The following is a 23,887-nucleotide window of genomic DNA, read 5'->3' as shown; positions in this document are numbered from 1 at the left end:
TCGACCGCCGTTAGGCGGTCGGGCCGCCGAAGATGTCGATTCGGTTGCCCTCAGCAAGGGTCACGATGGCGCGCTTGGTGTTGGCGCGCTTGCCGAAACCGGTGCGGGTGCGCTTGCGCTTGCCCTGGCGGTTGATCGTGTTGACCCCGGCGACCTTGACCGAGAAGACCGCCTCGACGGCCTGCTTGATCTGGGTCTTGTTGGCGGTGGGCGCGACGATGAACGTGTACTTGTTCTCGTCGAGCAGCGCGTAGCTCTTCTCGGAGACAACCGGCTTGACGAGGATGTCGCGCGGGTCCGTGAAGGTCTTGCTGGTGATCTCGGCCATCAGGCTTCGTTCCCCTCGTTGTCATCGGCCTTGGGGCCAGACACGAAGGACTCGAACGCGGCCTGGGTGAAGACCACGTCGTCAGAGCGCATCACGTCGTACGTGTTCAGCTGGCCCGGCTCCAGGATGTGCACCTGGGGCAGGTTGCGGGCGGACAGCCACGCGGCCTCGTCGGTGCGCTCGGCGATCAGGAGCAGGTTCTTGCGCTCCGAGATCTTGCCGAACAGCGTCTTGGCGGCCTTGGTGGAAACGCCACCCTCGACCACGCCGGAGACGACGTGGATGCGGGAGTGGTTCGCCCGGTCGGAGAGGGCACCGCGCAGGGCGGCGGCCTTCATCTTCTTCGGGGTCCGCTGCGAGTAGTCACGCGGCACGGGACCGTGCACGACGCCACCACCGGCGAACTGCGGGGCGCGGGTCGAACCCTGGCGGGCGCGGCCGGTGCCCTTCTGGCGGTACGGCTTCTTGCCACCACCACGGACCTCGCCACGCGTCTTGACCTTGTGCGTGCCCTGACGGGCGGCGGCCAGCTGCGCGACGACGACCTGGTGGATCAGCGGGATGCTGATCTTGGCGTCGAAGATCTCGGCCGGGAGCTCGACGGTCCCGGTCTTGTCGCCGGAGGGCGACAGAATGTCAATGGTGCTCATATCCTCAGGCCCCCTTGGCCGCGGTGCGGACCAGGACGAGGCCGCCGTTCGGACCAGGAACCGCGCCCTTGATGAGCAGCAGGCCCTTCTCCGCGTCAACGGCGTGAACGGTCAGGTTCTGGGTGGTCACGCGCTCGTTGCCCATGCGGCCGGCCATGCGCATGCCCTTGAAGACGCGGCCCGGGGTGGCGCAGCCACCGATCGAACCCGGCTTGCGGTGCACGCGGTGGGCACCGTGGGAAGCCTTGCCACCACGGAAGTTGTGGCGCTTCATGACACCGGCGAAGCCCTTGCCCTTGCTCTTGCCGGTGACGTCGACCTTGATGCCCGCCTCGAAGACCTCGGCGGTGATCTCCTGGCCGAGGGTGTACTCGCTGGCGTCAGCGGTACGGATCTCGACGAGGTGACGGCGCGGGGTGACGTCGGCCTTGGCGAAGTGGCCCTTGAGGGGCTTGTTCACCTTGCGCGGGTCGATCTCGCCGAAGGCGATCTGGACCGACTCGTAACCGTCGACGTCGTTCGTACGCACCTGGGTCACGACATTCGGGCCGGCCTTGACGACGGTCACCGGGACGACCCGGTTGTTCTCGTCCCAGACCTGCGTCATGCCGAGCTTCTCGCCCAGGATGCCCTTGATGTTCTTAGCCATCTCGCGCGTCACCTCAGAGCTTGATCTCGATGTCGACACCAGCCGGCAGGTCGAGGCGCATGAGCGAGTCAACCGTCTTCGGCGTGGGGTCGAGGATGTCGATGAGGCGCTTGTGCGTGCGCATCTCGAAGTGCTCGCGCGAGTCCTTGTACTTGTGCGGCGACTTGATGACGCAGTACACGTTCTTCTCAGTGGGCAGCGGCACCGGGCCCGCGACCGACGCACCAGTGCGGGTCACCGTCTCGACGATCTTCTTCGCCGAGGAGTCGATGACCTCGTGGTCGTAGGCCTTGAGCCGGATGCGGATCTTCTGTCCCGCCATGGCTACTCAGTAGTCCTTTGTCTAGAAACGCTCTGGAACCCAGGGGATCTGCCGACTCCTCCTCCGACCCACGCGGTCGGGCGTGTCGCACTCCCTCTACGAAGAACTCCCGAAGGATTTCCCAACCAAGGGGGTGCGGGCCCTGAAAAACCCGCGGAGCCGGGGGTGGAACACCCACCGGGCGCCTGGTCGGTACCCCGCTGACACTTCCCGGAAGATTCCCGTACGTCCGCTCCTGAGAAGGGGCGACGAGTACTGTGGGACTCGCTTCCGGTCCTCCCGGCGGGAGGCGCGCAGCATCGGCACTCAACCGAGCAACCCCGCTAGTCTGCCATACCAGGCCTGGTGGCCGCCAATCGGGGCGAAGACTGTACCCCACGTCACGCTCAGGTACACACAGGGGCACGGTGCGCCCGGCGCGACTCAGCTGCGCGTGACGGTGCCGCAACCGCGCGGCAGCTCGCCGAGGGTCTTGCTCCGGTCGTACGGGTCGACCGCCGCGCCCGACCGGCTCGGCTGCGGCAGGGCGGCACGGTCCTCGTCGAAGGTGGGCCGGAGGAAACCGTTCCCCGGATGTGCGCAGTCGTTGTTGCCGAACTGCGCGTCCCAGTCGCTCACGCCCAGCTTGCCCGGGGTGGCCCGGAACCTGGCCGGGTCGACGAACGAGAACGTGAGCACACGGCGGACGATCGACCGCTCCACCGCGTCGGCGCCCGGCCGCGCCTTCACGACCGGGTAGACGAAGGTGTAGTCGGTGTGGACGAGCACCTGTCCGCTGTCCTTGCCCGTGCCCTTCTCCACGCTCATCCGCCCCCGGATCTTCACCACGGAGCCCACGACCCGCGCCTCGGCCGGGTCGAACCGGCTGAAGACGATCGTCGGGTCGTGCTCCTCGGTGGGCCGGGCCAGCGCCTGCTCCACCTCGGACCGGAGGTTCCCGAACTTCGGATCGATCAGCCTCAGCGCCGCGCTCGGCTTGCCGCCCTTCAGCACCGCCGGGTCCAGGTTCGACGCGACCAGGAAGTCCTTGGAGCGCTTCAGAGCGTCCTCGACCTGCTTCTTCGACATCCAGCCCGTCGCCTTCGCCGCCGGCGGCTCGATGCCCGCCGCCCCATCCGCCCACCGCACGGCCGGAGAGCCCCTGAAGGGCTCCTTCAGGGTCGGGCGGTCCGGGTCGACGTCGTCGGGCGCGGACGTCGGGGCGGCGGTCTCGGCGGCGAGCGGGGTGGTGTCCTCGGGACGGTCGCTCCAGCTGGACGGCAGGGCCGAGGTGACGTCGTCCGGCAGCAGACCGGTGAACAGCTGCGGGCGTACGGCGACGAGCGCGAGAGCGGCCGCCAGGGCGATGCCCACCACGCCCTTGACCTTCCGCCTGCGCGCGGCCCGGCCGTTCATCTCCTGCCAGGCCGGGCCGGTGCGCCAGCCCGCCGGCTCCTGCCTCTTCGGAGCCTTCGGAGCCTTCGGGGCCTTCGGGGCCTTCGGGGCCTTCTTCGGCCTGACCTTGCGCAGCGCCTTCGACTGCTCCTCGGTGCCGAGGCCCTGCTCGCGCGCGTTCTCGACGAACGCGGCCCAGTCCTCGTCGGAGACCGACGGCTGGTCCGACGGCTTGTCGCTCATCTTGTGTCCCACCCCTGGCTTGCCTGCCGCATCGTGCGAAGCGGACGCTCTCACACCGCCGGACGGGCGGAAAACCCAGGTCAGAGCCTCTTGATCAGTTCGTGACCGGTCGAATCCGGGCAGAGGCGGAGTATGCGCACCAGCGACGAGGTCTACCACCGGGTGCTCTGGGATCCGCGCCTCGACGCCGAGCGCTTCGTCATGGGGATCGCCGAGCGCGGCACCGACGCGCCGGCCCGTGTCGATCTGGTCGACTTCGTGCCCGGCGGCGAGATCCCCTGGCACCGGGTGGTGTTCTTCGAGGCGGACGGGGAGGTCGTCTGGGACCGGGCGGCGCATCTGGACCGGCTCGACGAGTCGGCGGCGGGACGGGTGCACACCGACGTGCTGGCGGCGGCGCCGACGTACCGGACGGCCGTGGCCTGGCTGCCGCCGGACTGGCTGTGGCCGGCGATCCAGGACATCCGGCGGGTGCACGACCGGCAGATCCGCCGCTGGCCGCCGCACGTCAACGTCGTCTACGGGTTCGTGCCCGAGTCCGCGTTCCTGCAGGCGATCCCGCTGGTCGCGGCCGCGCTGCGAACCGTGGAGCCGTTCCGCGCCCGGCTCCACGGCGTGCGCTGGTTCCGGCACCGCACGGACGCCACCGTGTGGCTCGACCCGGCCGCCGCGGGCGTCGGGCCCTGGCTGCGGCTGCGGGAGGCCCTGGAGGAGCGCTTCCCGCTCTGCGTGGACGAGCGGGCCTTCACCCCGCACCTGTCGCTCGGCCGCTCCCGTACGCCCGCCGTGCTCGCCGCCGAGTGCGCGGAGCTGCTCGGCACCGCCTCCGTGCGCGTCGAGGAGCTGGTGGTGCTCGCCCGGCGGGGTGACGAACCCATGAAGGTGCGCGCCACCGTGCCGCTGGGTTGAACCCGCGCCCTCGAAAATCCGTCTAGCCGGGCGCACGGGCTCGGCACGGAACACGCACACGAGGGACACACGACCGGTGGACAGCAGATCAGTGGCGCGGCGCAGCGTGCTCGCGGGAGCGGCGACGGCCTTCGCCGCCGCGGCGGTCGCGGCCGTCGCCGGATGTTCCGTACCCCAGCCGCCGCGGACCACCCGGTCGGCGGATCCCGCGCCGGGCCGGCCGATCGCGACGGGCCGGCGGGCGCTGCTCATGCAGTTCGCCGCGCACCCGGACGACGACCTGTACTTCATGAACCCGGACAGCCAGCGGCTGCTCGACGCCGGGGTGCCGCTGGTGTCGGTGTACGTGACGGCGGGCGAGCACATCGGCAAGAACGGGCTGCCGGGCATGCCGCAGGCCGAGCCCGACAAGGCCGCCTACTCCTCCGCGCGCCACCAGGGCCTGCGGCAGGCGTACGCGGAGGCGCTGGGCCTCGACAAGTTCACGGCCTGGGACCGGCGGGTCATCACGCTCACCGGCGGGCGGCGCGCCGAGCACGACGTCCTGGAGCACGACGGGCGCCGGGTCGAGCTGATCTTCCTCAACCTGCCCATGCACACCCCGCGCCGCTACATGGCCGTGCCCGCGCTGTGGGAGGACCGGGCCCTGGAGCTGCGCACCCAGTTCTCCACCGGCTCGCCCGTCACCCGCGCCGACACCTACGACCACGAGCAGCTCGTCGAGGTCCTGGCCGGGCTCCTGGCCACGTACCGGCCGACCGTCGTGCACACCCTCGACCCGGATCCGGACATCCAGACCGGCGACGTCGCCTCCGCCAACCGCAACAGCGAGCAGCCCGGCTACTCCGACCACGGCGACCACACCGCCGTCGCCTGCTTCACCTGGGCGGCGCTGCTGCGCTGGGTCGCCGACGCCACGGCGGACGGCGGGCCGGTGCCGGCGTTCACCACGACCGGCTTCCGCGGTTACTACAACCGGCACTGGCCCAAGAACCTGCCGCCGCAGGTGCTGAAGGAGAAGGCCGCGCACCTCGTCCCGTACGGCGGCGACCCGTCCTGGGACTGCGGCAATCCCGGCGGCTGCGGCGACTACGGGCAGGGCGGGAACCGTCCGATGACCAACCGCAAGGGCTGGGTGCGCGCCACCCACCACCGCTGGCCCGGCGCCCGCCCGCGGCTCGCCGAGGAGCCGGGCGGCCGGCTCGCCGCGTACGGGGTGCTCGGCCTGCGGGCGGTGCGCTGGCGGGAGAGCGCGCCGCACTCCGGGGTGTGGGGCGAGCCCGAGGACCTGGGCGGCGGGCCGCTGGTGCCCGCGCTGGGCTCGGCGGTGCTCGGCGACGGGCGGCTGCTGCTCTTCGGCGTGCGCTTCGCCGCGCTCGAAGGGCGCGGCGGCGCCAACCGGCGCGAGCTGGTCCTCCTCGAGCAGCGCTCCCCCGGCGGGCCGTTCCTGGCCTGGCGGGGCCTCGGCAACCCGGAGCGCGGCGACGACCGGGGGCGCCGAATCGGTTCTCCTGTGGCGGTCGCCGCCCCGGACGGCACGGTCCACCTCTTCGTGCGGAACGCCGACAAGGGCGTCTCCACCCGCGTGCGGGCCGCCGACGGCGGCTGGGGCCCGTGGCGGGCGCTGCCCGCCGACTCCGGCAAGGACGAGATCCAGGACGGTCTGACGGCCCTGGTCGACACGCACGGCCGGGTGCACCTGCTGGCGGCGGGCCGGACGGCCGTACGGCACTGGGTGGACGGCCGGCTCGCGGTCCCGCTGCCGCTCGCGGGCGATCCGGTCGCCGCGGTCCCGGCGGCGGGCCCGGACGGCGTCCAGGTCTTCTACCGGGCCCCCGCCGAGGGCCGGGTGCGCGCCACCACGGGTGGCGCGCCGGCCTTCGACGGTTACGGCGACCTCACCGCCGCGCCCGGCCCCGGCCCCGATCCGGTGCTGCTCGGCCGTGACGTGCACGGCCGGATCCAGCTGCACCGCGCCCGCCGGCTCCTCGTGCGGGCGCAGGGAGTGGTCCCGACCGGCGATCCGGCCCTGTACGGCGCCGGGACGGTGGTCGGGCTCGGGGCGGACGCGCGGCCGTGGGCGTGGCGCCCGCGATAAGACCCAACCCGCTCTGTACCGCGGTCAGTTGAGGAGGCCGAGCACTCCCCCGCCGCCCGCCGCGCGGTCGCGGAGCCCGGGCAGCTGCGGGTACAGGCTGTCGCCCGGGCACTCGGTGGCGAAGCCGCTGCGGTGGCCGGAGACGGCGTCGAACTCGTAGACCTGCCCGTAGGTGAACGCCTCGCCGAAGTAGTTCTTCTGCGTCGCGCCGGCCGTCAGCCGGACCCGGCCGCGCGGGTCGACCCCGTACTGCCCGAGCTTGTACGCGATCACCCGCGCCGCCGCCGCGAGCGCCGGCTCCGGCGCCGCCTGGGCGGTGAAGTCGCCGATGAAGGCGACGCTCGTCGACTCGGCGTTCCAGCCGTAGGTGTGGGCGCCGAGGACCGGCTGGTCGATGCCGCCCTTGCGGCCCTCGAAGACCGTGCCGCACTTGTCGACGAGGAAGTTGTAGCCGATGTCGCGCCACTTCTCGACGTCCACGTGGTAGTCGAGGATGCTCCGCACGATGCTCGCCGAGTCCGCGCACCGGTAGTCCGCGCCGGCCGTGTGGTGCACGAACACGGCCTTGATCCGGCCGCCCGGCAGGTACTGCGCGGGCTCCGGGGTCTTCTCCTCGATCTCCTCGCCGCCCCACTCGGCCCGGGAGACGATCTCCGGGCGCGGGGCGCTGGACGGCGGGCCGTCGGAGCGTCCCGGCAGGGCGGCGGTGAAGACGGCCGGCTCGGCGTCCGCGCCACCCGGCCGTCCGGCGGCGTCCGCACCGACCGGCCGTCCGCCCGCGTCGATCAGGTCCAGCACGAGCCCCGCGGGGAGCCGGCCCGGCACACCGCCGCCCCCGCCTCCGTCGCCCTCGCCGTTCCCGCCCCCGTCACGGTCTCCGCCCCCGTCACCGCCCCCGTCGCTGATCCGCACCTCCGCGCCGTCCGAGGCGCCGACCCAGACCGGCTCGGTGGAGCCGGGCGCGCCCGGGCGCGCGCCGTCCAGGTCCGCCGGATGCGGTGCGAGCGCGATCCAGTCGGACCACTCGCCGTCGTCGGCGTCCCGGGTGCGCACCTCGATCCGGCCGTGGATCTCCGCGTGCGGATCGGTCCAGCTCACCCCCAGCAGCTCGAACGGCTCGGTCGTGCGCCGGGTCAGCACGGCCTCGCCGCCACCCAGTTCGGTCAGCGCGAGCCGGCGCGGTCCGTCGTGTCCAGCGCGGTCGCCGGCCCCGCTGGCGGCCGCCTGGACCCCGAGCACCGCCGCGACCCCGAGGGCCGTCCCCAGCGCCGTACGGCGCACCCATCTCCATTCCATACCGGGAAAACGCGGAGGGCCCCGTACCACCGAAGTGGTACGGGGCCCTCGCAGCAGCTCAACGAGCTACCAGGTCAGACCGTAACGTTCGCGAGGAACCTTACTTCGTGATCTTGACGACCTGGCCGGCGCCGACGGTACGACCACCCTCACGGATGGCGAACTTGAGGCCCTCCTCCATGGCGATCGGCTGGATCAGCGCGACCGACATGGCGGTGTTGTCGCCCGGCATGACCATCTCGGTGCCCTCGGGGAGGGTCACGACGCCGGTCACGTCCGTGGTACGGAAGTAGAACTGCGGGCGGTAGTTGTTGAAGAACGGGGTGTGACGGCCACCCTCGTCCTTCGACAGGATGTAGGCCTGGGCCTCGAACTCGGTGTGCGGCGTGACCGAACCGGGCTTGATGATGACCTGGCCGCGCTCGACGTCCTCGCGCTTGATGCCACGGAGGAGCAGACCGACGTTCTCACCGGCCTGGCCCTCGTCGAGCAGCTTGCGGAACATCTCGATGCCGGTGACCGTGGTGGTGGTCTTCTCGGTCTTGATGCCGATGATGTCGACGGTCTCGTTGACCTTGAGGACACCACGCTCGATACGACCGGTGACGACGGTGCCACGACCGGTGATCGTGAAGACGTCCTCGATCGGCATCAGGAACGGCTTGTCGACGTCACGCTCGGGCTGCGGGATGGACTCGTCGACGGCGTGCATGAGGCCGAGAAGCTTCTCGCCCCACTCCTTGTCGCCCTCGAGCGCCTTGAGCGCCGAGACGCGGACGACCGGCAGGTCGTCGCCCGGGAACTCATACTCGGTGAGGAGCTCACGGACCTCGAGCTCGACGAGCTCCAGGATCTCCTCGTCGTCCACCATGTCGGCCTTGTTCAGGGCGACGACGATGTACGGAACGCCGACCTGGCGGGCCAGGAGCACGTGCTCCTTGGTCTGCGGCATCGGGCCGTCGGTGGCGGCGACCACGAGGATGGCGCCGTCCATCTGCGCGGCACCGGTGATCATGTTCTTGATGTAGTCCGCGTGACCCGGGCAGTCGACGTGGGCGTAGTGACGCGACTCGGTCTGGTACTCGACGTGCGCGATCGAGATCGTGATACCGCGCTGGCGCTCCTCGGGAGCCTTGTCGATCTGGTCGAAGGCCGAGGCCTCGTTCAGGTCCGGGTACGCGTCGTGCAGCACCTTGGTAATGGCGGCCGTGAGGGTCGTCTTACCGTGGTCGATGTGACCGATGGTGCCGATGTTGACGTGCGGCTTAGTCCGCTCGAACTTCGCCTTCGCCACTGGGGTCCTCCTGTGGAGTGGTTCTGTACGCCTTGGTTCATCGGCGCCAGGTGATCTTTGCTGGGGTGCCGTCCACCGGGGTCGTTCCCTTGTCGGGTCCGACCCCGGAGGTCGGTGTCAAGCCTAAAGCGTGTGAACGCGGTGCGTTAAACGCGGTGCGTTACTCGCCCTTGGCCTTCGCGATGATCTCCTCGGCGACGTTCCGCGGAACCTCGGCGTAGGAGTCGAACTGCATCGAGTAGCTTGCGCGACCCGAGGTCTTGCTGCGGAGGTCGCCGACGTAGCCGAACATCTCCGACAGGGGCACGAGGCCCTTCACGATGCGGGCACCGTGACGCTCCTCCATGGCCTGGATCTGGCCACGGCGGGAGTTGATGTCGCCGATGACCTCGCCCATGTAGTCCTCGGGCGTGGTGACCTCGACGGCCATCATCGGCTCAAGGAGCACGGGGGAAGCCTTGCGCGCGGCCTCCTTGAAGGCCTGCGAACCGGCGATCTTGAACGCGAGCTCGGAGGAGTCGACCTCGTGGTAGGCACCGTCGAGAAGGATGACGCGGACGCCAGTCATCTCGTAGCCGGCCAGGATGCCGAACTGCATGGCCTCCTGCGCACCGGCGTCGACCGAAGGGATGTACTCCTTCGGGATGCGGCCACCGGTGACCTTGTTCACGAACTCGTACGAGGCGTCGCCGCCCTCGATGGGCTCGATCGCGATCTGCACCTTGGCGAACTGACCGGTACCACCGGTCTGCTTCTTGTGGGTGTAGTCCACGCGCTCGACGGCCTTGCGGATCGTCTCGCGGTACGCGACCTGCGGCTTGCCGACGTTCGCCTCGACCTTGAACTCGCGACGCATGCGGTCGACGAGGATGTCGAGGTGAAGCTCGCCCATACCACCGATGATGGTCTGGCCGGTCTCCTCGTCCGAGTGGACCTGGAAGGAGGGGTCCTCCTCCGCGAGACGCTGGATGGCGACACCCAGCTTCTCCTGGTCACCCTTGGACTTGGGCTCGATGGCGACCTGAATGACCGGCGCCGGGAAGTCCATGGACTCCAGGATGACCGGGTTCTTCTCGTCGCACAGCGTCTCACCGGTGGTGGTCTGCTTGAGGCCCATGACGGCGACGATGTCGCCGGCGCCCACCGAGTCGATCTCCTCACGCTTGTTCGCGTGCATGCGGTAGATCTTGCCGATGCGCTCCTTCTTGCCCTTGACGGAGTTCAGCACCGCGGTGCCGGCCTCCAGGCGACCGGAGTAGATCCGGACGAAGGTGAGCTTGCCGAGGTGCGGGTCGCTCGCGATCTTGAACGCGAGGGCCGACAGCGGCTCGTCGTCGGACGGCTTGCGCTTGACGACCAGCTCCGCGTCCTTGACGTCGTGGCCCTCGATGGCCTCGACGTCCAGGGGGGAGGGGAGGTAGCGCACGACCGCGTCGAGCAGGGGCTGAACGCCCTTGTTCTTGAACGCGGTGCCACAGAACACCGGGGTGACCGTGGTGTCGCCGCCCTTGCCGGAGGCAATGGTGATGCGACGGATCGCGGTGTAGAGCTGCTCCTCGGTGGGCTCGACGCCCTCGAGGAAGAGCTCCATGAGCTCCTCGTCGTTCTCGGCGACGGCCTCGACGAGCTTGCCGCGGTACTCCTCGGCGAGCTCCTGCTTGTCGGCCGGGATGTCGACGACGTCGTACATCTCGCCCTTGGTCGCCTCGGCGGACCAGACGAGGGCCTTCATCTTGACGAGGTCGATGACGCCCTCGAAGTCGGCCTCGGCACCGATCGGGAGCTGCATGACGATCGGAGTGGCGCCGAGGCGGCTCACGATCATGTCGACACAGCGGAAGAAGTCGGCACCGGTGCGGTCGAGCTTGTTGACGAAGCAGATACGCGGAACGCCGTAGCGGTCCGCCTGACGCCAAACGGTCTCGGACTGCGGCTCGACGCCGGCCACGCCGTCGAACACCGTCACAGCACCGTCGAGCACGCGCAGCGAACGCTCCACCTCGACGGTGAAGTCGACGTGACCCGGCGTGTCGATGATGTTGATCGTGTGATCGACGTCCTCGAGCGGCCAGTGGCAGGTCGTCGCGGCGGACGTGATCGTGATGCCGCGCTCCTGCTCCTGCTCCATCCAGTCCATCGTGGCAGCGCCGTCGTGGACTTCACCGATCTTGTAAGAGACGCCGGTGTAGAACAGGATCCGCTCGGTGGTGGTCGTCTTGCCCGCGTCGATGTGGGCCATGATGCCGATGTTGCGCACCTTGGCCAGGTCAAGCGAAGTGGTAGCCATAAGGCTTCAGTCTTCTCTCGGTCTCGATGTGGGTTGCGACTACCAGCGGTAGTGCGCGAAGGCCTTGTTGGACTCGGCCATCTTGTGCGTGTCCTCGCGCTTCTTGACCGAAGCACCGAGGCCGTTCGAGGCGTCGAGGAGCTCGTTCATGAGGCGCTCGGTCATGGTCTTCTCGCGACGGGCGCGGGAGTAACCGACCAGCCAGCGCAGCGCCAGCGTGGACGCGCGACCCGGCTTGACCTCGATCGGCACCTGGTAGGTGGCGCCACCGACACGGCGGGACTTGACCTCGAGGGACGGCTTGACGTTCTCGAGCGCGCGCTTCAGCGTGACGACCGGGTCAGCACCGGTCTTCTCGCGGAGGCCCTCCATGGCGCCGTAGACGATGCGCTCGGCGGTGGAGCGCTTGCCGTCCAGCAGGATCTTGTTGATCAGCGACGTGACAAGAGGAGAACCGTAGACCGGGTCGATGATGACCGGGCGCTTCGGGGCGGGGCCCTTACGAGGCATTCTTACTTCTCCTTCTTGGCGCCGTAGCGGCTGCGAGCCTGCTTGCGGTTCTTGACACCCTGGGTGTCAAGCGAACCGCGGATGATCTTGTAACGAACACCCGGCAGGTCCTTCACACGGCCACCACGCACGAGCACGATGGAGTGCTCCTGCAGGTTGTGTCCCTCACCCGGAATGTAGGCCGTGACCTCGATGCCCGAGGTCAGACGCACACGCGCGACCTTACGGAGGGCCGAGTTCGGCTTCTTCGGGGTGGTCGTGAACACACGCGTGCAGACGCCGCGGCGCTGAGGAGAACCCTCAAGTGCGGGCGTCTTGTTCTTCTCGACCTTGTCCTGCCGGCCCTTACGGACCAGCTGCTGGATCGTAGGCACTACTTCTCCGGTTTCTGTGTGCCGTTCGGTAAAACTAACCTGGAACATCGCCGACCCACGCGGTCGGGTGTGTCGGATAGCGCGGACCTCCGCCGAGGGCGGAAAGGGGCGCTGATCGCGGTGGCCGGTCTCGGAGACCCACGTGCGGTTGAGGACACGCACACGGCTCCGGGCACACCCCAGGCACAAGGCATGAGCGTACCTATCGCATGCACTCCGGTCAAAACAAATGCCCACGCGCACGACGGTCCGGGCGACAGGGGAGAAGCCGGTCCGGCGCGGAGCCGGGGCGATTCCGGGGGTTGTTCCGGGGGCCACGGCGGGGACGGGACGAGATGCGGAGCGGTGTGCGGGAAGGGTACGCGAAGGGGTGCGGGTCCGGTGCCGGCGCACGGTCCCGAACGGGAGGTCCGGGACCGCGGGTCAGTCCTGGGCGGCGCGGCGCGCCTCGGCGGCGCCCGCGGCCCGGGCGTCACCGGCGTCGGCCGGCTCGGGCTCCAGGAACTGGTGGACCACCTTGACGAAGACGTCGAGCCGCTCGTCGGGGACCCCGAGCCAGCGCGCGAAGTCCTCCATGGTCGGCTGCCAGTCGCTCGGCGGCAGCAGGTCGGCGGCGACCGGAAGCTCTTCCGGGGTCACCCGCCCCGACCGGATCAGCATGTCGCGGACGGACACCCCGAGAAGCGGGGCGATCCTGCGCATGGTCTCCAGGTCGGGCATGCTCTGCCGCTGCAGCAGCCGCGTCACGGCCGCGCGGTGCACGCCCGCCTCGTCCGCGATCCGCGACTTGCCCCCGCCGCGGGGGCTGTCGATGTCGTATCCGCGCGCGCGCATCAGGCCCTCGACCCATGCCGCGAACTCGTCGAGCCCTTGAGTGCTCATCTGTACCGCTCCCTGTTTATTCCCCCACCCTTCGGGCCCCTTACTTTAGCGTGCTTGCGCGCACGGAATTACGTGCTTTCGAGCACGCAATCGTGTCGAATCGGTGAAGGGGTCGGGCAGGGGTCGACACGAAGGTAGTTGCGAGCTCGCACGCAACATGTCTATGTTGCTCGCCGCCGCACTCGTCGGCCTCACGAGTCCCACAGGCCCCACTGGCCCCAGGGGCAACGGGGCCCCGGAACGTGGAGAACCCCTTGCTCCAGCCCGACTCCTCCCCCTGGCAGGCCGCCGCCGCGTGCGCCGGCCTCGACCCGACCGTCGTCTTCTCCCGTCGCGGCAAGGAGGCGGCCCCGGCCCTGCGGGCCTGCGCCGTCTGCCCGGTCAGCCGCGAGTGCGAGACGACCGTCGCCCCCGCCGAGAGCTGGTTCGACGGCGTCTGCGCGGGCCGCCTGTGGCGCAACGGCCGCCCGGTGAAGCCCCGCAGGCGCCGCGGCCAGTCGTCCGCGGCACCCGACGAGGCGCAGGCGGCGGAGTTCGCCGCGGCCCTGGACGAGGCCGGCGACCGGCTGCCGCTCGCGAGCGTGGCGGGAGGCGGCCGTGGCTGAGGACGGCGACATCACCCAGGACGACATCACCCAGGACGACAGCACCCAGGACGACAGCACCCGGGACGCCACCAACCAGGACGGCATCCCCCAGGACGGCATCGCCCAGGACGGCACCATCCCGGACGCCACCACCCAGGACGGCATCACCCGCAACGCCATCCCCCAGGACGACACCACCCAGGACGCCACCACCCAGGACGGCATCGCCCAGGACGGCACCGCCGGGGACCCGGCCGCGCGGCGGACGGCCGACGAGCGGGTCGTGCGGGACATCGTGCTCTGGGCCGCCTCGCTCGTCCGGCAGTTCCCCGAGCTCGCCGAGGAGCTCGCGCCCGGCCGCAAGGCCCCCGCCGGGACCGCGCCGACCGCGCCGCACCCGGGGCGCGACGAGCTGATCCGCGCCGAGCGGCGCGAGGCGCTGCTCCTGGAGCAGCGGCACGGCCTGTCCGTCCCCGGACACGGGGCCGCGCCGATCCGGCTGCACATCTCCGACGCCATCCGCGACATCACCGACGGCGTGGTCGAGCTGGAGGAGGCCGTGTGCGCCCGCCTCGGGCTGCCCCGGCCGCGCCGGGCCGGCGTCGTGGAGCGGCTGCGCCGGATCGTCGGGCTGCTCGACGCGATCGCCGCGCACCCCGTGCTCGCCCGCCACGTGCGCGACGAGGTCCGCCGGATGGCGCGCCGCTGCGCGCGGACGCTCGGCGACGCGGAGACGGTGGTCCGGGTGGCGGGGCGCTGCCCCTGGTGCGACTCGGTGTCGCTGCGGGCCTTCCCGGACCGCCGGGCGGTGCTGTGCGTGAACCCGGCGTGCGTGTGCACGGACGCGGCCTGCGGCTGCCAGGACGACCCGGCGTACCGGCACTTGTGGCCGGAGGCGGAGTGGGCGGAGCTCGCGGACGCGTCCGGGGCGCGTACGGAGGAGATCGAAGCGGCGATGGACGACACGAAGGAGACCTCATGCTGAGCTCGACCGCGCTTTCCCTGCCGGCCCTGATCCCGGGCCCGCTCGCCGCCGAGGAGGCGGGGGTGGCCCCGGCGACCATCCGCAAGTGGGTCCAGCTGGGCCACCTGCGGGCCGCGGGGAAGGCCGGCCGGGCGCAGCTGTTCCGCCTGGAGGACGTGTTCGCGGCGGAGCGCCTGGCGCGGCGGCGGCCTCGTACCGCCTGAGCCGTGTACGGAGGAGACGAAGGGCCCCTGTCCCACCCGGGACAGGGGCCCTTCGTCATGCCGTCACGCCTTGAGGAAGGCGTGCAGCGACTCCGTCATGGCGGTGACGAACCGCTCCTTCGTCTCCTCCGGTACGCAGTCGAGGGACAGGTACGGGTTGAGGTCCTCCAGCTCCACGAGCAGCAGCTCACCGCCGGGCGCTCGGCAGGCGTCGACGCGCTGGATGCCGTGGTCGAGGGTGTTCCAGTCGACGAAGCGGCGGGCGAAGCGCAGGTCGTCCTGGGTGGGCTGGTACGGCTCCAGGACCCAGCGGCGCTCCGGGTCGGGGGCGTGGAGGGCGTACTGGAAGCGGTCGTCGACGAAGTAGAACGACACCTCGTAGCGGAAGTCGATCCGCGGCTGGACGAGGATCCCGGCGCCCTCGGCGTAGTCGAGTCCGGCGAGTTCCCCGTACGGGAGGAAGCGCAGTCCTATGGAGTCGGCGCCGGCCTTCGGCTTGACCGCGTAGGCCGCGGCGGCGGGGAGCCGGTCGAGGTCGGCGGCGCGGTCGACGGTGGGGATGACGGGGAGTCCGGCGGTGGTGAGGTCGAGCAGGTACTGCTTGCCGGCCATGTCGCCGCGCCCGTGCAGCGGGTTGTAGACGCGGATGCCGGTGGCCGCGGCCCGGGCCCGGAAGGCGTCGTAGGCGTCCTGGTAGTGCAGGACGGGGCCGCTGTTGCGGACGACGACGGCGTCGAAGCCGGCCATGAGGGCGGCGGCGTCGCGCGGGTGGCACAGGGCGAGGTCGAACTCGGCGCGCAGCCGGGCGGTGAGGTCGATGTCCTCGTCGCAGTAGCGCCGGCCGCGGGCCGGGTAGGCGAGGTCGGTGACGTAGAGGAGACGGGGGCGGGGGGTCACGGGCGGCATGGGGAGGCTCCTCCGGATCGGGGAGGCTCAACCTATCCCGACCACCTCATGCGCAAAACCCCAGGTCAGAGGCGCCTGGAGGACGCGTGTGCACGTTTCGAGGGAACTGGTCACCGAACTAGTTGCGTGCGCGCACGCTCTCTGTCACAGTTGGTGCAGCGGCGGAGCTGTGCCCGCGAGACGGGCCGCAGTCTCCGCCGTTCGCCGTCCGGGAGCGCTCCGCGCCCCCGCCCCTTCCCCGCGTCGAGCGCCCCGGGCGGCCCCCCGCACCACCCGCCTCATCTCCCCCTATCCCTGAGGAGAACCGTCATGACCACTCCCCCGAGTGCGTTCCCGGACGTCGAGAAGCTGGTCGTCGACGTCCTCAAGGCCGACCCGGCGCTGGCCGGCGCCACGATCGCCGCCCAGGCCCCGACCGGCTTCGACGGGACGCAGACCGCGGTCCTCGTCAACCGCCGCGGCGGCGCCTGGATCGGCGACCTGCACCTGGACAAGCCGCTGATCGAGTTCGAGGTCTACGCCCCGAACAAGCCCGCAGCCCACATCCTCGCCAACGCCGCCCGCAAGTCCCTGCTCATGACGCTCGGCAAGCAGATCGGCAACAACCTCGTCCAGGACGTGGAGGAGATGGACGGGCCGCGCTGGACGCCCGACTACCTCTACCGGGGCGCCAACCGCTACCTCTGCCTGATCCAGCTCTCCCTGACCGTCGCTCCGTAACGGTCCCGCCGCCCTCTGACGGGGGCGCGCCCCACAGACCAGGCCTCGCCGTCCGGCGGGGCCTTTGCCGTACCCGGGTCCTGACGGCCCGGGGCGGTGCCCTCACCCCTCTCATCAAGGAGAAACCCCACCATGGCTGGAAACAACGCCGCCGAGATCCGCGTCGCCGGACAGGGCAAGCTCTACGTCGCCACCGCCGGCAACGCCGCGCCGTCCTCCTTCGGTGCCGACTCCGCCGCCGACTGGACCGGCGCGGGCTGGAAGGACCTCGGTTTCACCACCGGCGACGGCGTCACCTTCTCGAAGAAGGACAAGCTGGAGGCCGTCGACTCGTGGCAGTCGGTCTCCCCGGTCCACTACATCTACTCGGCCCGTGACCTGTCGCTGAAGTTCTCGATGCTGCAGTTCAACGAGGACACGCTGCCGTTCTTCATGGGCGGCGACTCCGTCAAGCAGGACGCGGCTCCGGCGGTCGACACCTACCGCTACGAGATCGCCGAGCGTCCGTTCGTGGACGTGCGCGCCCTCGGCCTGGAGTTCACCGACGTCAAGGCCGGTGGCACGACCGTGGTCAAGTACCGCTTCATCATCCCGAACGGTCAGGTCACCGCGACCGACGACATCAAGCTGGCCCGCAAGGCCGCGTCCACGCTGGGCGTGACCTTCTCGGCCATGTCGAAGGGCGACGGCAAGCCGCTGGCCACCTTCATCATGAAGGACGCCCAGTACTCCCCCACCGTCTGATCCACGGACGGCTGAGCCATCCCCACCCGGGGCGGGGCGGTGAACACCGCCCCGCCCCACCCCTCTCCTCTCTTCACTCACTCGGACACAGGAGTACGCAACCATGGCCCGTTTCGACGTCAACGCCGCTCGCGCCCAGCGCATGGAGGCTTCCGGCCGCAGCTGGAGCTTCGAACTGGACGGCGAGTCCTACACCCTCCCCACCGAGCTCTCCCGCGCGACGGCGAAGGCCCTGCGCAAGCTCGACGACAACGACGTGGACGGGCTGCTCGAACTCCTCATGGGTGAGAAGCAGTTCGCCAGCTTCGAGCAGCACGACATCACCATGCAGGACATCGCCGCCATCCTGGAGGCGTACGGCAAGGAGACCGGGCTCGGCCTGGGGGAAGACTGAGCCTCGTCGAGTTCGTCGACGAACACGCCGAGGCCCTTGAAGCGGACCTGCTCCGCTACTTCAGCACCGATCTGCTCGACTGGTACCGCGGTGAGCTGTCCAGCCGGCGCCTCTCGGTACTGATCCAGCACCTGCCGACGGACAGCTCCGTGCAGCGGGAGCTGCACGGAGAGGCGGCCGAGTGGACGGTCACGGACCATCTGCTCGCGGCCACCGTGGACCATCTGGCGGTCGCCAACTGGATGTTCGCCTGTGTCAACACCGGCGAGGACGACGACCAGCCCGAGCCCCCGCAGCCCGTTCCGCGTCCGCGCGTCATGGACGAGGACGAGGACGATCCGGACGAGGACCTCCCGGAGGAGACCGCCGACGAGGTGGTCTCTCCCAGCGCCCTCGCCCGCTTCTTCGGCTGACGCCGCCCTTCGGTGCCATCCCCCACGGCCCTCGGCGCCCGTTCCCTGTTCTCAGGGAGCGGGCTCCGGGGGCGCTTCCTGTGCTCGCTCGGCGATCAGCTCCTCCTCCAGGGCCCTGGCCCGGTCGGAGAGCCGCCGCGTCCGGCCACCGCGTCCGCCCTGGTCCACCGAGTCCGTGTCCCGCCGGTCGGCGGCCGTTCCCGTCTGTGCGGGGAGGCTGTTGAGCGGCGGCACGATCGGCCGCCCGCCCTTGCCTCGTACCACCTTCCGCACCGGCTGGGCGGTCCTGCGCGCACGGCTCTCCTGAGCCGTCACCAGGACGTCCGGCTCCGGAGCGGGATCGGATACGGGCTCGGGCACGGGTTCGGGCGCGGCTTGCGCTACGCGCGCGGGCGCGGGCGCGGGCGGCGGCGGGGGCGGCGGAGCGGGAGCGGGCGCCGGTACGAGGTCGGGCTCGGCGCGCTGCTCGAACAGCTCGCGCTCGCGGCGGACGCGCTCCTCGGCCTCGACCACCACGGCCGGCGGTTCGAGCAGCCGGGCGAAGGGCAGCGCGATGACCCGGGCGCCGTCGCCCTGGTCGGTGTCGGTGCGCCGCGGCGGTCTTCGTATACCACGGGCGTCGCCCTGGCCCTGGGCGTACGCGTCGGCGACCCGCTTCTCGTACTCGCGGCGGATGCGCGGGAGTTCGTCCGAGACGGCCTCGGCCCAGCCCGCCGTGAACGCGGCGGTCTCGCGGCGGTCCACCTCGGCGCGGGGCACGACGACCAGGTCCTCCGGGGCGTACCCGGCGACGTGGACGAGCTCGCTGAGGCGGGCGAAGAGGTGGGGCAGGTCCGGATGGGCTTCGAGCCAGTCGATGACCCGCTCCCGCCGGCTAGCGCCCGGCTCCGTATCCATGCGTCCGCACTGCCTTCCAACCCCCCGGGGTCCCCACGCGCCCCTACGCGCCCCTCGCCCCCCGACTGTGTCAGGTGCAGGGAACGCGCCCTCCAGAGTACCCGGTCGAACACCAGCCCCGATCAAGGACCAACCCCTTGGGAGCACCGGCCGGAAGACGCACCGTCAGGCGTTTCGGACTCGACAAAGCTCGAACCTTTGTTCGACAATGCCCGTACGCACGTTCGATAGTGGAAGGCAGGGCACCATGACGTCTGAGACCGGGGGAAGCCGCTCAGAAAGCACGCTCCACGACCGCATCGACGTGTTGCTGCGCGGCCCCGGTCCCCTCGACAAGCGCACACTGCTCGCCACCCTCGACGCCGAGATCGAAGCTCGCGAGTTCCGCGCGTACACCGCCGGCTGGAACGACGCACTCGCCGAACTCCGCCGCCGCTGACACCCGTACACCACACCACGCCTCGCCGGCGGGACCGATCCCCGCCGCCCACGCTCACGAGCCGCCTGCACCCGCCCCGGGACAGGCGGCTCAGGTGTTTCCGGGTGCGCCTCGGCACGACCATCCGAATCGAGGACAGCCATGGCAACACCAAACCCCAACCACTCCCCCAGTTTCGGGGAGGACGTACTCACCACCATCGCCCCCTGGATCAGCCCTTCCGACTACACCGAGACCAAGAAGGCGGCCATCGGGGCGTCGAGCTCGGTATCGGGCATCAAGGGCGACATCACGCTCCTCAAGGCGGAACTCGCCGGCGTGACCCTCGCCTCCTTCGGCTACGCCTTCCTCAAGGTCGACGAGAAGGGCGTCACCTGGATGGGCAAGCAGCTGTGGGGCTGGAAGCGCGCCGACGCGGCCAAGCACTTCCAGCTGAGGATGGAACGACAGCAGAAGAGGCTCTTCAAGCGGCAGCAGGACCTCAAGGACGCGCTGACCCGGTTCACCGAGTCGCGGACCAACCAGGCCGACCGGCGGCGGGACGCGCAGACCGCCACGGACGCCCGCAACGCGGCGCGCCGGCCCGGCGGCCACACACAGGCCAGCCTTGACGCCTACTACGCCGCCGAGCGCAACGCGAAGAAGGCGGAACGAGAGGCCAAGAAGGCGGACCGCGAGGCCAAGAAGGCGGACAAGGCCGCCAGGAAGGTCGCGGACCGCGCCCAGAAGGCCCGGATCAAGGCCCGGTACTTCGCCGGTGAGGAAACGAATGCGAAGAACCTTCTGAAGAAGAACGCCGCGGAAGCGACGAAGGACCTCAACAACCTGAGAACCGCGCTTCGCAACGCCGCGAGTGCCGCCTGACGGGTCCCCGCCCGCCCGCGGCCGCATTCCTCCGCCCCCTCCTCCCCGCCCCCTGAACCCTGAAATCAGGTGACCATGTCCCTCGCGAGAGCACTGGCCGGCACGTCGTCGGCACTCAAGAACTTCAAGACCAACGCCGACCAGAGCGCCCAGGCGGTCACCAAGGTCGGCAGCGGCTCGACCTCCGCCTCGAACGGCGTCAAGCAGCTCAAGTCCTCCGCCGACTCCAGCACCTCTCAGCTCAAGAACCTGAAGACCGCCACGGACAACGCCGAGAAGTCCATGACGAAGGCCGGCAAGACCGGCGAGTCCGCGGGCGGCAAGCTCAGCAAGTACGAGAAGGGCGCCGGCAACGCGTCCAAGGGCCAGGACAAGCTCAACAAGTCCATGAAGGGCAACTTCCTGGCCCGCCTGCTCGAACTCTTCATGCCGCTCATCGAGAAGGTCGTCGAGATGGCGACCCGCTCGAAGACGATGCAGACGATCATGAAGAAGGCCTTCGACGTCATCAAGACGGTGATCAGCACCGTCATGAAGGCCATCGGGCCGATCATGAAGCAGGCCGGCGCCCTCATCAAGACGGTCTGGAACGGCATCAAGTCGGCCATCTCCAGCGTCGTCAAGGTCGTCGCCACCGTCATCAAGACCTACGTCAACATCTGGAAGACGGTCATCACCACGGTGATGAAGGCCATCAAGGCCGTCATCGGCACCGTGTGGAACGGCATCAAGGCCGTGATCACCCCGGTGGTCAACTGGATCAAGAGCACGATCCCCAACGCCTTCACCGCGGTGAAGGACAAGATGTCGGCCATCTGGGGCACCCTCAGCGGCATCGCGTCCCGCGCCTTCAACGGCATCAAGAGCGCCGTCACCACCCCGATCAACGCCGTGATCGGCCTGATCAACCGGATGATCGGCGCGGTCAACGGGGTCAAGGTCAGCGTCCCCGGCTGGGTCCCGCTCGTCGGCGGCAAGACCTTCGGCGTGCACATCCCGACCATCCCGATGCTCGCCACCGGTGGTGTCGTCATGCCCCGCACCGGCGGTGTCCCGGCGATCATCGCCGAGGCCGGCGAGGCCGAGGCCGTCCTCCCGCTCTCCAAGCTGGACCGGCTGCTCGCCCTCACCGCCCGCCGTGCCCGGATGCACGCGCAGCTGCAGGCGGGCCAGGGTGCCGGGCTGCACATCGAGCACTACCACGCGGCCCGTAACAGCGACCCGCAGTCGACCGCGGACGCGCTGATGTACCTGGCGAAGGCGCGCGGATGAGTGCGGCCGCCGCGCAGTTGCCGCTGACCCATCTGCTCGCGGGAGTCGCCCCCGCCCTGCAGCGGATCAGCAGGGACATCCGGGAGGCGACCGCCGCGCTGCGCGGAACCACCGCGAAGTTCCGCGACGCCGAGGGCAAGGTCAAGCGCATCGCCGACCAGGCGAGCGGCGCCGGCACCACCCTGAAGCGCTTCCGCGCCGAGGCCACCTCCGCCGGCGACACCGTCACCAAGCTCGGCCGCTCCAAGGCCCACAGCGGCGTCAAGTCCATCGGCACCAAGGCGGGCACCACGAAAGGCGCCCTCGGCAAGCTCGGCAAGGGCCTCGGCGGCATCCTCACCTTCCTGCTGCCCATGCTCCCCATCGCCGACATCGTCACCGGCCTGATGGACAAGTTCGGCCTGGTGATGGAGATCGCCTCCGTCGCCATGACCGGCATCAACCTCGCCATGCGCAGCAACCCGCTCGGCTTCCTCCTCGGCATCCTCATGCCGGTCGCCGGCTGGCTCATCGACTACGCGATGAACTCCGAGACCGGCCAGCGGATCATGAAGCAGGTCTTCCAGCAGGCCCTCAAGGTCTTCCAGTCCATCTGGAAGTTCCTCCAGCCGATCCTGAAGCTCATCGGCACGCTCGTCATGAACTACTTCAAGGCGTACCTGACCGTCATCACCACCGCCCTGAAGATCATCGCGGACGGGATCCACGGCTTCTCCCACGTCCAGTCCATCGTCACCTCCGCCACCCACCAGCTGCACGGCATCGCCTCCAGCACCATCGGCGCCATCAAGAACGTCATCCACCCGCTCCTGTCGTTCTTCACCGAGTCCGTGCCCGGCTTCTTCAGCCACGCCAAGGACGCGGTCGGCAACGCCCTGCACGGCATGGGCGAGCTCATCAAGGGCGCCCTCACCGCCGTCATCGGCGTCGTCAAGGGACCGATCGACGGGCTCATCGCCTTCGCCAACTGGATCATCGACGGGCTCAACAAGCTGAGCTTCGACTTCCTCGGCAAGCACTTCGGCGTCGACATCCCCAAGATCCCGATGCTCGCCGAGGGCGGTGTCGTCTTCCCCGGCGCGCCCGACGCCCCGCGCATCGACCCGCTCACCGCTCTGGAGAGCCGGCGCGTCCCGGCGATCACCGAGGCGCCGCGGCAGCCGCACCGGATCCGGGACTTCCACGAGGACCCCGGGGCCGGCCCCCGGTCGACCGCGGAGGACCTGCTGTTCCTCGCGGGCGCCCACTGCTGAACCTGCCCACCCTGACACCCCCTCAGAAGTGAGGTGAACGGCCCATGGCCGAGACCACAACCGCATACGCCGGATCCAGCTACACCGCCGACCTCGCGCCCGGCTCGCTCATCACCCAGGACGGGCAGATGCAGTGGGCCGGGCTTCTCATCGGCCCCGGCACGCCCTTCGCCGTCGACCGGACCGGCCTGTCCGGCTGGGAGGACCTGCCGGAGTACGACTCCTCCGACGCCGACCGGCCCACCTCGCACGGCGCCTGGTCGGGCTCCCGCTACGCCAAGCCGCGCAAGGTCGGCGGCACGGTCGTGCTGATGCCCGACTTCGACGGCGTGCCCGAGGCCGTCCGCGCGCTGCGCCAGGCGCTCGGCCTCCTGGAGGAGGAGCGCTGGCTCACCGTCCGGCTGCACGGCGAACTGCTCGCCGTACGCGCCCGGATCGCCCAGCGCGTCGTCCCCGCCGACCAGGGCTTCGCCACCCAGGGCAGCACGCGCATGTCGGTGCAGTGGCTCGCCTCCGACCCGCGCCGCTACGTCGTCAACGAGCAGTCCGCCACCACCACCGCCCCGCAGCCCGAGTCCGGTCTGACCTGGGTGCCGAACGGGCTGACCTGGCCGCTCAACTGGGGCCAGGCCAAGTCCACCGGTGACGCCGTCGCCGAGAACACCGGCTCCGCGGCCACCCACCCGGTGATCGTCTTCCGCGGCCCCTGCTCGATGCCGACCGTCACCGAGCGGGTCAGCAAGCGCCGGCTGCGGTACGCGATCGACCTGGCCGCCGGCGACGAGCTCGTCGTCGACACCGCCGCGGGCACGGTCACGCTCAACAACACCGCGTCCCGCCGTCACACCGCGATGGCCGACTCCAGCCCGGAGGAGCTGTTCCTGCTGGAGCCGGGCCGCACCGAGCTGGCGTTCCGCCCCGACTCCGCCACTCCCGACGCGCTGATGACCGTCCGCTGGCGCAGCGCCGAGTGGTGACCGAAGCCCCCGCCCCG

27 protein-coding genes are annotated in these 23,887 nt (G+C 70.3%); 14 read left to right on the top strand and 13 right to left on the bottom strand.

The features are described 5' to 3' along the window. Positions 1-10: 10 nt before the first annotated feature. The 5 genes from rplW to ACFYU9_RS12840 all read right to left on the bottom strand — a co-directional run bounded on the left by rplW (position 11) and on the right by ACFYU9_RS12840 (position 3,566). Positions 11-328 carry a 50S ribosomal protein L23 gene (rplW, locus tag ACFYU9_RS12860; protein WP_282694359.1) on the bottom strand — a complete coding sequence of 106 codons (318 nt, stop codon included), beginning with the start codon at positions 326-328 and terminating at the stop codon, positions 11-13. Then, a complete protein-coding gene (gene rplD, locus ACFYU9_RS12855) occupies positions 328-978 on the bottom strand; it encodes a 50S ribosomal protein L4 (protein WP_389344551.1) in 651 nt (216 codons plus the stop codon). Before rplD ends, rplW begins: the two co-directional genes overlap by 1 nt. Before the next feature lie 4 nt (positions 979-982). Beyond that, complete coding sequence (rplC, locus tag ACFYU9_RS12850; RefSeq protein ID WP_189948240.1) at positions 983-1,627, bottom strand: 50S ribosomal protein L3; 645 nt, start codon at positions 1,625-1,627, stop codon at positions 983-985. Positions 1,628-1,640: 13 nt separating this feature from the next. After that, positions 1,641-1,949 carry a 30S ribosomal protein S10 gene (gene rpsJ / locus ACFYU9_RS12845; RefSeq protein WP_003948644.1) on the bottom strand — a complete coding sequence of 103 codons (309 nt, stop codon included), beginning with the start codon at positions 1,947-1,949 and terminating at the stop codon, positions 1,641-1,643. Positions 1,950-2,372: 423 nt separating this feature from the next. Beyond that, positions 2,373-3,566: a hypothetical protein gene (locus ACFYU9_RS12840; protein ID WP_389344549.1), complete on the bottom strand. Its 1,194-nt coding sequence runs from the start codon at positions 3,564-3,566 to the stop codon at positions 2,373-2,375. A gap of 132 nt (positions 3,567-3,698) precedes the next feature. On the opposite strand from ACFYU9_RS12840, the gene ACFYU9_RS12835 reads away from it, so the two are divergent. Together ACFYU9_RS12835 and ACFYU9_RS12830 are read left to right on the top strand one after the other, a co-directional pair. Continuing rightward, positions 3,699-4,475, top strand: coding sequence for an RNA repair domain-containing protein (locus ACFYU9_RS12835; protein WP_389204798.1), 777 nt, complete (start codon positions 3,699-3,701; stop codon positions 4,473-4,475). 91 nt (positions 4,476-4,566) lie between these two features. Next, positions 4,567-6,573, top strand: a complete 2,007-nt coding sequence (locus tag ACFYU9_RS12830; protein WP_389344762.1) for a PIG-L family deacetylase — start codon at positions 4,567-4,569, stop codon at positions 6,571-6,573. A gap of 24 nt (positions 6,574-6,597) precedes the next feature. Here ACFYU9_RS12830 and ACFYU9_RS12825 read toward each other — a convergent pair whose 3' ends face one another. From ACFYU9_RS12825 to ACFYU9_RS12800, 6 genes are all read right to left on the bottom strand, one after another. Continuing rightward, complete coding sequence (locus ACFYU9_RS12825) at positions 6,598-7,854, bottom strand: peptidoglycan recognition protein (protein WP_389344547.1); 1,257 nt, start codon at positions 7,852-7,854, stop codon at positions 6,598-6,600. A 115-nt stretch (positions 7,855-7,969) separates the two neighbouring features. Then, positions 7,970-9,163, bottom strand: coding sequence for an elongation factor Tu (gene tuf, locus ACFYU9_RS12820; RefSeq protein ID WP_389204800.1), 1,194 nt, complete (start codon positions 9,161-9,163; stop codon positions 7,970-7,972). Positions 9,164-9,323: 160 nt separating this feature from the next. Further along, positions 9,324-11,450, bottom strand: coding sequence for an elongation factor G (gene fusA, locus ACFYU9_RS12815; RefSeq protein ID WP_389204801.1), 2,127 nt, complete (start codon positions 11,448-11,450; stop codon positions 9,324-9,326). Positions 11,451-11,489: 39 nt separating this feature from the next. Beyond that, positions 11,490-11,960, bottom strand: coding sequence for a 30S ribosomal protein S7 (rpsG, locus tag ACFYU9_RS12810; protein WP_389204802.1), 471 nt, complete (start codon positions 11,958-11,960; stop codon positions 11,490-11,492). A gap of 2 nt (positions 11,961-11,962) precedes the next feature. Continuing rightward, the gene (gene rpsL / locus ACFYU9_RS12805; protein ID WP_003948652.1) at positions 11,963-12,334 is read right to left on the bottom strand and encodes a 30S ribosomal protein S12; all 372 of its coding nucleotides are present in this window, start codon (positions 12,332-12,334) and stop codon (positions 11,963-11,965) included. Between the two features lie 423 nt (positions 12,335-12,757). Next, positions 12,758-13,216, bottom strand: coding sequence for a helix-turn-helix domain-containing protein (locus tag ACFYU9_RS12800; protein WP_389204803.1), 459 nt, complete (start codon positions 13,214-13,216; stop codon positions 12,758-12,760). Between the two features lie 254 nt (positions 13,217-13,470). Here ACFYU9_RS12800 and ACFYU9_RS12795 point away from each other — a divergent pair, with 254 nt between their 5' ends. From ACFYU9_RS12795 to ACFYU9_RS12785, 3 genes are read left to right on the top strand one after another with little or no spacing between them, the layout of a single operon-like run. Next, positions 13,471-13,821 carry a WhiB family transcriptional regulator gene (locus tag ACFYU9_RS12795; RefSeq protein ID WP_389344545.1) on the top strand — a complete coding sequence of 117 codons (351 nt, stop codon included), beginning with the start codon at positions 13,471-13,473 and terminating at the stop codon, positions 13,819-13,821. Next, entirely contained in the window at positions 13,814-14,788 is a 975-nt protein-coding gene (locus tag ACFYU9_RS12790; RefSeq protein ID WP_389344543.1) for a hypothetical protein, read from the top strand. Before ACFYU9_RS12795 ends, ACFYU9_RS12790 begins: the two co-directional genes overlap by 8 nt. Next, entirely contained in the window at positions 14,782-14,991 is a 210-nt protein-coding gene (locus ACFYU9_RS12785) for a hypothetical protein (protein ID WP_389204805.1), read from the top strand. Before ACFYU9_RS12790 ends, ACFYU9_RS12785 begins: the two co-directional genes overlap by 7 nt. A 63-nt stretch (positions 14,992-15,054) precedes the next feature. Here ACFYU9_RS12785 and ACFYU9_RS12780 read toward each other — a convergent pair whose 3' ends face one another. Beyond that, positions 15,055-15,897 carry a hypothetical protein gene (locus tag ACFYU9_RS12780; protein WP_389344541.1) on the bottom strand — a complete coding sequence of 281 codons (843 nt, stop codon included), beginning with the start codon at positions 15,895-15,897 and terminating at the stop codon, positions 15,055-15,057. Positions 15,898-16,206: 309 nt separating this feature from the next. On the opposite strand from ACFYU9_RS12780, the gene ACFYU9_RS12775 reads away from it, so the two are divergent. The 4 genes from ACFYU9_RS12775 to ACFYU9_RS12760 all read left to right on the top strand — a co-directional run bounded on the left by ACFYU9_RS12775 (position 16,207) and on the right by ACFYU9_RS12760 (position 18,168). Then, positions 16,207-16,617 carry a hypothetical protein gene (locus ACFYU9_RS12775; RefSeq protein ID WP_389204807.1) on the top strand — a complete coding sequence of 137 codons (411 nt, stop codon included), beginning with the start codon at positions 16,207-16,209 and terminating at the stop codon, positions 16,615-16,617. Between the two features lie 132 nt (positions 16,618-16,749). Continuing rightward, positions 16,750-17,361, top strand: coding sequence for a phage tail protein (locus ACFYU9_RS12770; protein WP_389204808.1), 612 nt, complete (start codon positions 16,750-16,752; stop codon positions 17,359-17,361). A 103-nt stretch (positions 17,362-17,464) separates the two neighbouring features. Then, positions 17,465-17,755 (top strand): hypothetical protein, encoded by a 291-nt coding sequence (locus ACFYU9_RS12765; RefSeq protein ID WP_389204809.1) that lies wholly within the window; start codon positions 17,465-17,467, stop codon positions 17,753-17,755. Positions 17,756-17,904: 149 nt separating this feature from the next. After that, on the top strand, positions 17,905-18,168 hold the full coding sequence (locus ACFYU9_RS12760) for a hypothetical protein (protein ID WP_389204810.1): 264 nt from the start codon (positions 17,905-17,907) through the stop codon (positions 18,166-18,168). 51 nt (positions 18,169-18,219) lie between these two features. Here the strand turns inward: ACFYU9_RS12760 and ACFYU9_RS12755 are convergent, their stop codons facing one another. Then, complete coding sequence (locus ACFYU9_RS12755) at positions 18,220-19,065, bottom strand: hypothetical protein (protein WP_389344539.1); 846 nt, start codon at positions 19,063-19,065, stop codon at positions 18,220-18,222. A gap of 247 nt (positions 19,066-19,312) precedes the next feature. Here ACFYU9_RS12755 and ACFYU9_RS12750 point away from each other — a divergent pair, with 247 nt between their 5' ends. The 5 genes from ACFYU9_RS12750 to ACFYU9_RS12730 all read left to right on the top strand — a co-directional run bounded on the left by ACFYU9_RS12750 (position 19,313) and on the right by ACFYU9_RS12730 (position 23,870). After that, the gene (locus tag ACFYU9_RS12750; RefSeq protein ID WP_389344537.1) at positions 19,313-19,504 is read left to right on the top strand and encodes a hypothetical protein; all 192 of its coding nucleotides are present in this window, start codon (positions 19,313-19,315) and stop codon (positions 19,502-19,504) included. A 141-nt stretch (positions 19,505-19,645) separates the two neighbouring features. Continuing rightward, positions 19,646-20,368, top strand: a complete 723-nt coding sequence (locus ACFYU9_RS12745) for a hypothetical protein (protein WP_389204813.1) — start codon at positions 19,646-19,648, stop codon at positions 20,366-20,368. Between the two features lie 75 nt (positions 20,369-20,443). Then, positions 20,444-21,640, top strand: coding sequence for a phage tail protein (locus ACFYU9_RS12740; RefSeq protein ID WP_389204814.1), 1,197 nt, complete (start codon positions 20,444-20,446; stop codon positions 21,638-21,640). Further along, entirely contained in the window at positions 21,637-22,893 is a 1,257-nt protein-coding gene (locus ACFYU9_RS12735; RefSeq protein ID WP_389204815.1) for a tape-measure protein, read from the top strand. The genes ACFYU9_RS12740 and ACFYU9_RS12735 overlap by 4 nt, the downstream gene beginning before the upstream one ends. 44 nt (positions 22,894-22,937) lie before the next feature. Then, complete coding sequence (locus ACFYU9_RS12730; protein WP_389344535.1) at positions 22,938-23,870, top strand: phage distal tail protein; 933 nt, start codon at positions 22,938-22,940, stop codon at positions 23,868-23,870. Positions 23,871-23,887 lie beyond the last annotated feature (17 nt).

The sequence above is a fragment of the Streptomyces sp. NPDC004327 genome, from assembly GCF_042873935.1.
Taxonomy (GTDB): Bacteria; Actinomycetota; Actinomycetes; order Streptomycetales; family Streptomycetaceae; genus Streptomyces.
This window is presented reverse-complemented; position numbering and strand designations above follow the sequence as displayed.

Coding starts and splice junctions, on each gene's coding strand:
- rplW (WP_282694359.1), bottom strand. CDS start 328: ATGGCCGAGATCACCAGCAAGACCTTCACGGACCCGCGCGACATCCTC.
- rplD (WP_389344551.1), bottom strand. CDS start 978: ATGAGCACCATTGACATTCTGTCGCCCTCCGGCGACAAGACCGGGACC.
- rplC (WP_189948240.1), bottom strand. CDS start 1,627: ATGGCTAAGAACATCAAGGGCATCCTGGGCGAGAAGCTCGGCATGACG.
- rpsJ (WP_003948644.1), bottom strand. CDS start 1,949: ATGGCGGGACAGAAGATCCGCATCCGGCTCAAGGCCTACGACCACGAG.
- ACFYU9_RS12840 (WP_389344549.1), bottom strand. CDS start 3,566: ATGAGCGACAAGCCGTCGGACCAGCCGTCGGTCTCCGACGAGGACTGG.
- ACFYU9_RS12835 (WP_389204798.1), top strand. CDS start 3,699: ATGCGCACCAGCGACGAGGTCTACCACCGGGTGCTCTGGGATCCGCGC.
- fusA (WP_389204801.1), bottom strand. CDS start 11,450: ATGGCTACCACTTCGCTTGACCTGGCCAAGGTGCGCAACATCGGCATC.
- rpsG (WP_389204802.1), bottom strand. CDS start 11,960: ATGCCTCGTAAGGGCCCCGCCCCGAAGCGCCCGGTCATCATCGACCCG.
- ACFYU9_RS12800 (WP_389204803.1), bottom strand. CDS start 13,216: ATGAGCACTCAAGGGCTCGACGAGTTCGCGGCATGGGTCGAGGGCCTG.
- ACFYU9_RS12785 (WP_389204805.1), top strand. CDS start 14,782: ATGCTGAGCTCGACCGCGCTTTCCCTGCCGGCCCTGATCCCGGGCCCG.
- ACFYU9_RS12780 (WP_389344541.1), bottom strand. CDS start 15,897: ATGCCGCCCGTGACCCCCCGCCCCCGTCTCCTCTACGTCACCGACCTC.
- ACFYU9_RS12775 (WP_389204807.1), top strand. CDS start 16,207: ATGACCACTCCCCCGAGTGCGTTCCCGGACGTCGAGAAGCTGGTCGTC.
- ACFYU9_RS12770 (WP_389204808.1), top strand. CDS start 16,750: ATGGCTGGAAACAACGCCGCCGAGATCCGCGTCGCCGGACAGGGCAAG.
- ACFYU9_RS12765 (WP_389204809.1), top strand. CDS start 17,465: ATGGCCCGTTTCGACGTCAACGCCGCTCGCGCCCAGCGCATGGAGGCT.
- ACFYU9_RS12755 (WP_389344539.1), bottom strand. CDS start 19,065: ATGGATACGGAGCCGGGCGCTAGCCGGCGGGAGCGGGTCATCGACTGG.
- ACFYU9_RS12750 (WP_389344537.1), top strand. CDS start 19,313: ATGACGTCTGAGACCGGGGGAAGCCGCTCAGAAAGCACGCTCCACGAC.
- ACFYU9_RS12745 (WP_389204813.1), top strand. CDS start 19,646: ATGGCAACACCAAACCCCAACCACTCCCCCAGTTTCGGGGAGGACGTA.
- ACFYU9_RS12740 (WP_389204814.1), top strand. CDS start 20,444: ATGTCCCTCGCGAGAGCACTGGCCGGCACGTCGTCGGCACTCAAGAAC.
- ACFYU9_RS12735 (WP_389204815.1), top strand. CDS start 21,637: ATGAGTGCGGCCGCCGCGCAGTTGCCGCTGACCCATCTGCTCGCGGGA.
- ACFYU9_RS12730 (WP_389344535.1), top strand. CDS start 22,938: ATGGCCGAGACCACAACCGCATACGCCGGATCCAGCTACACCGCCGAC.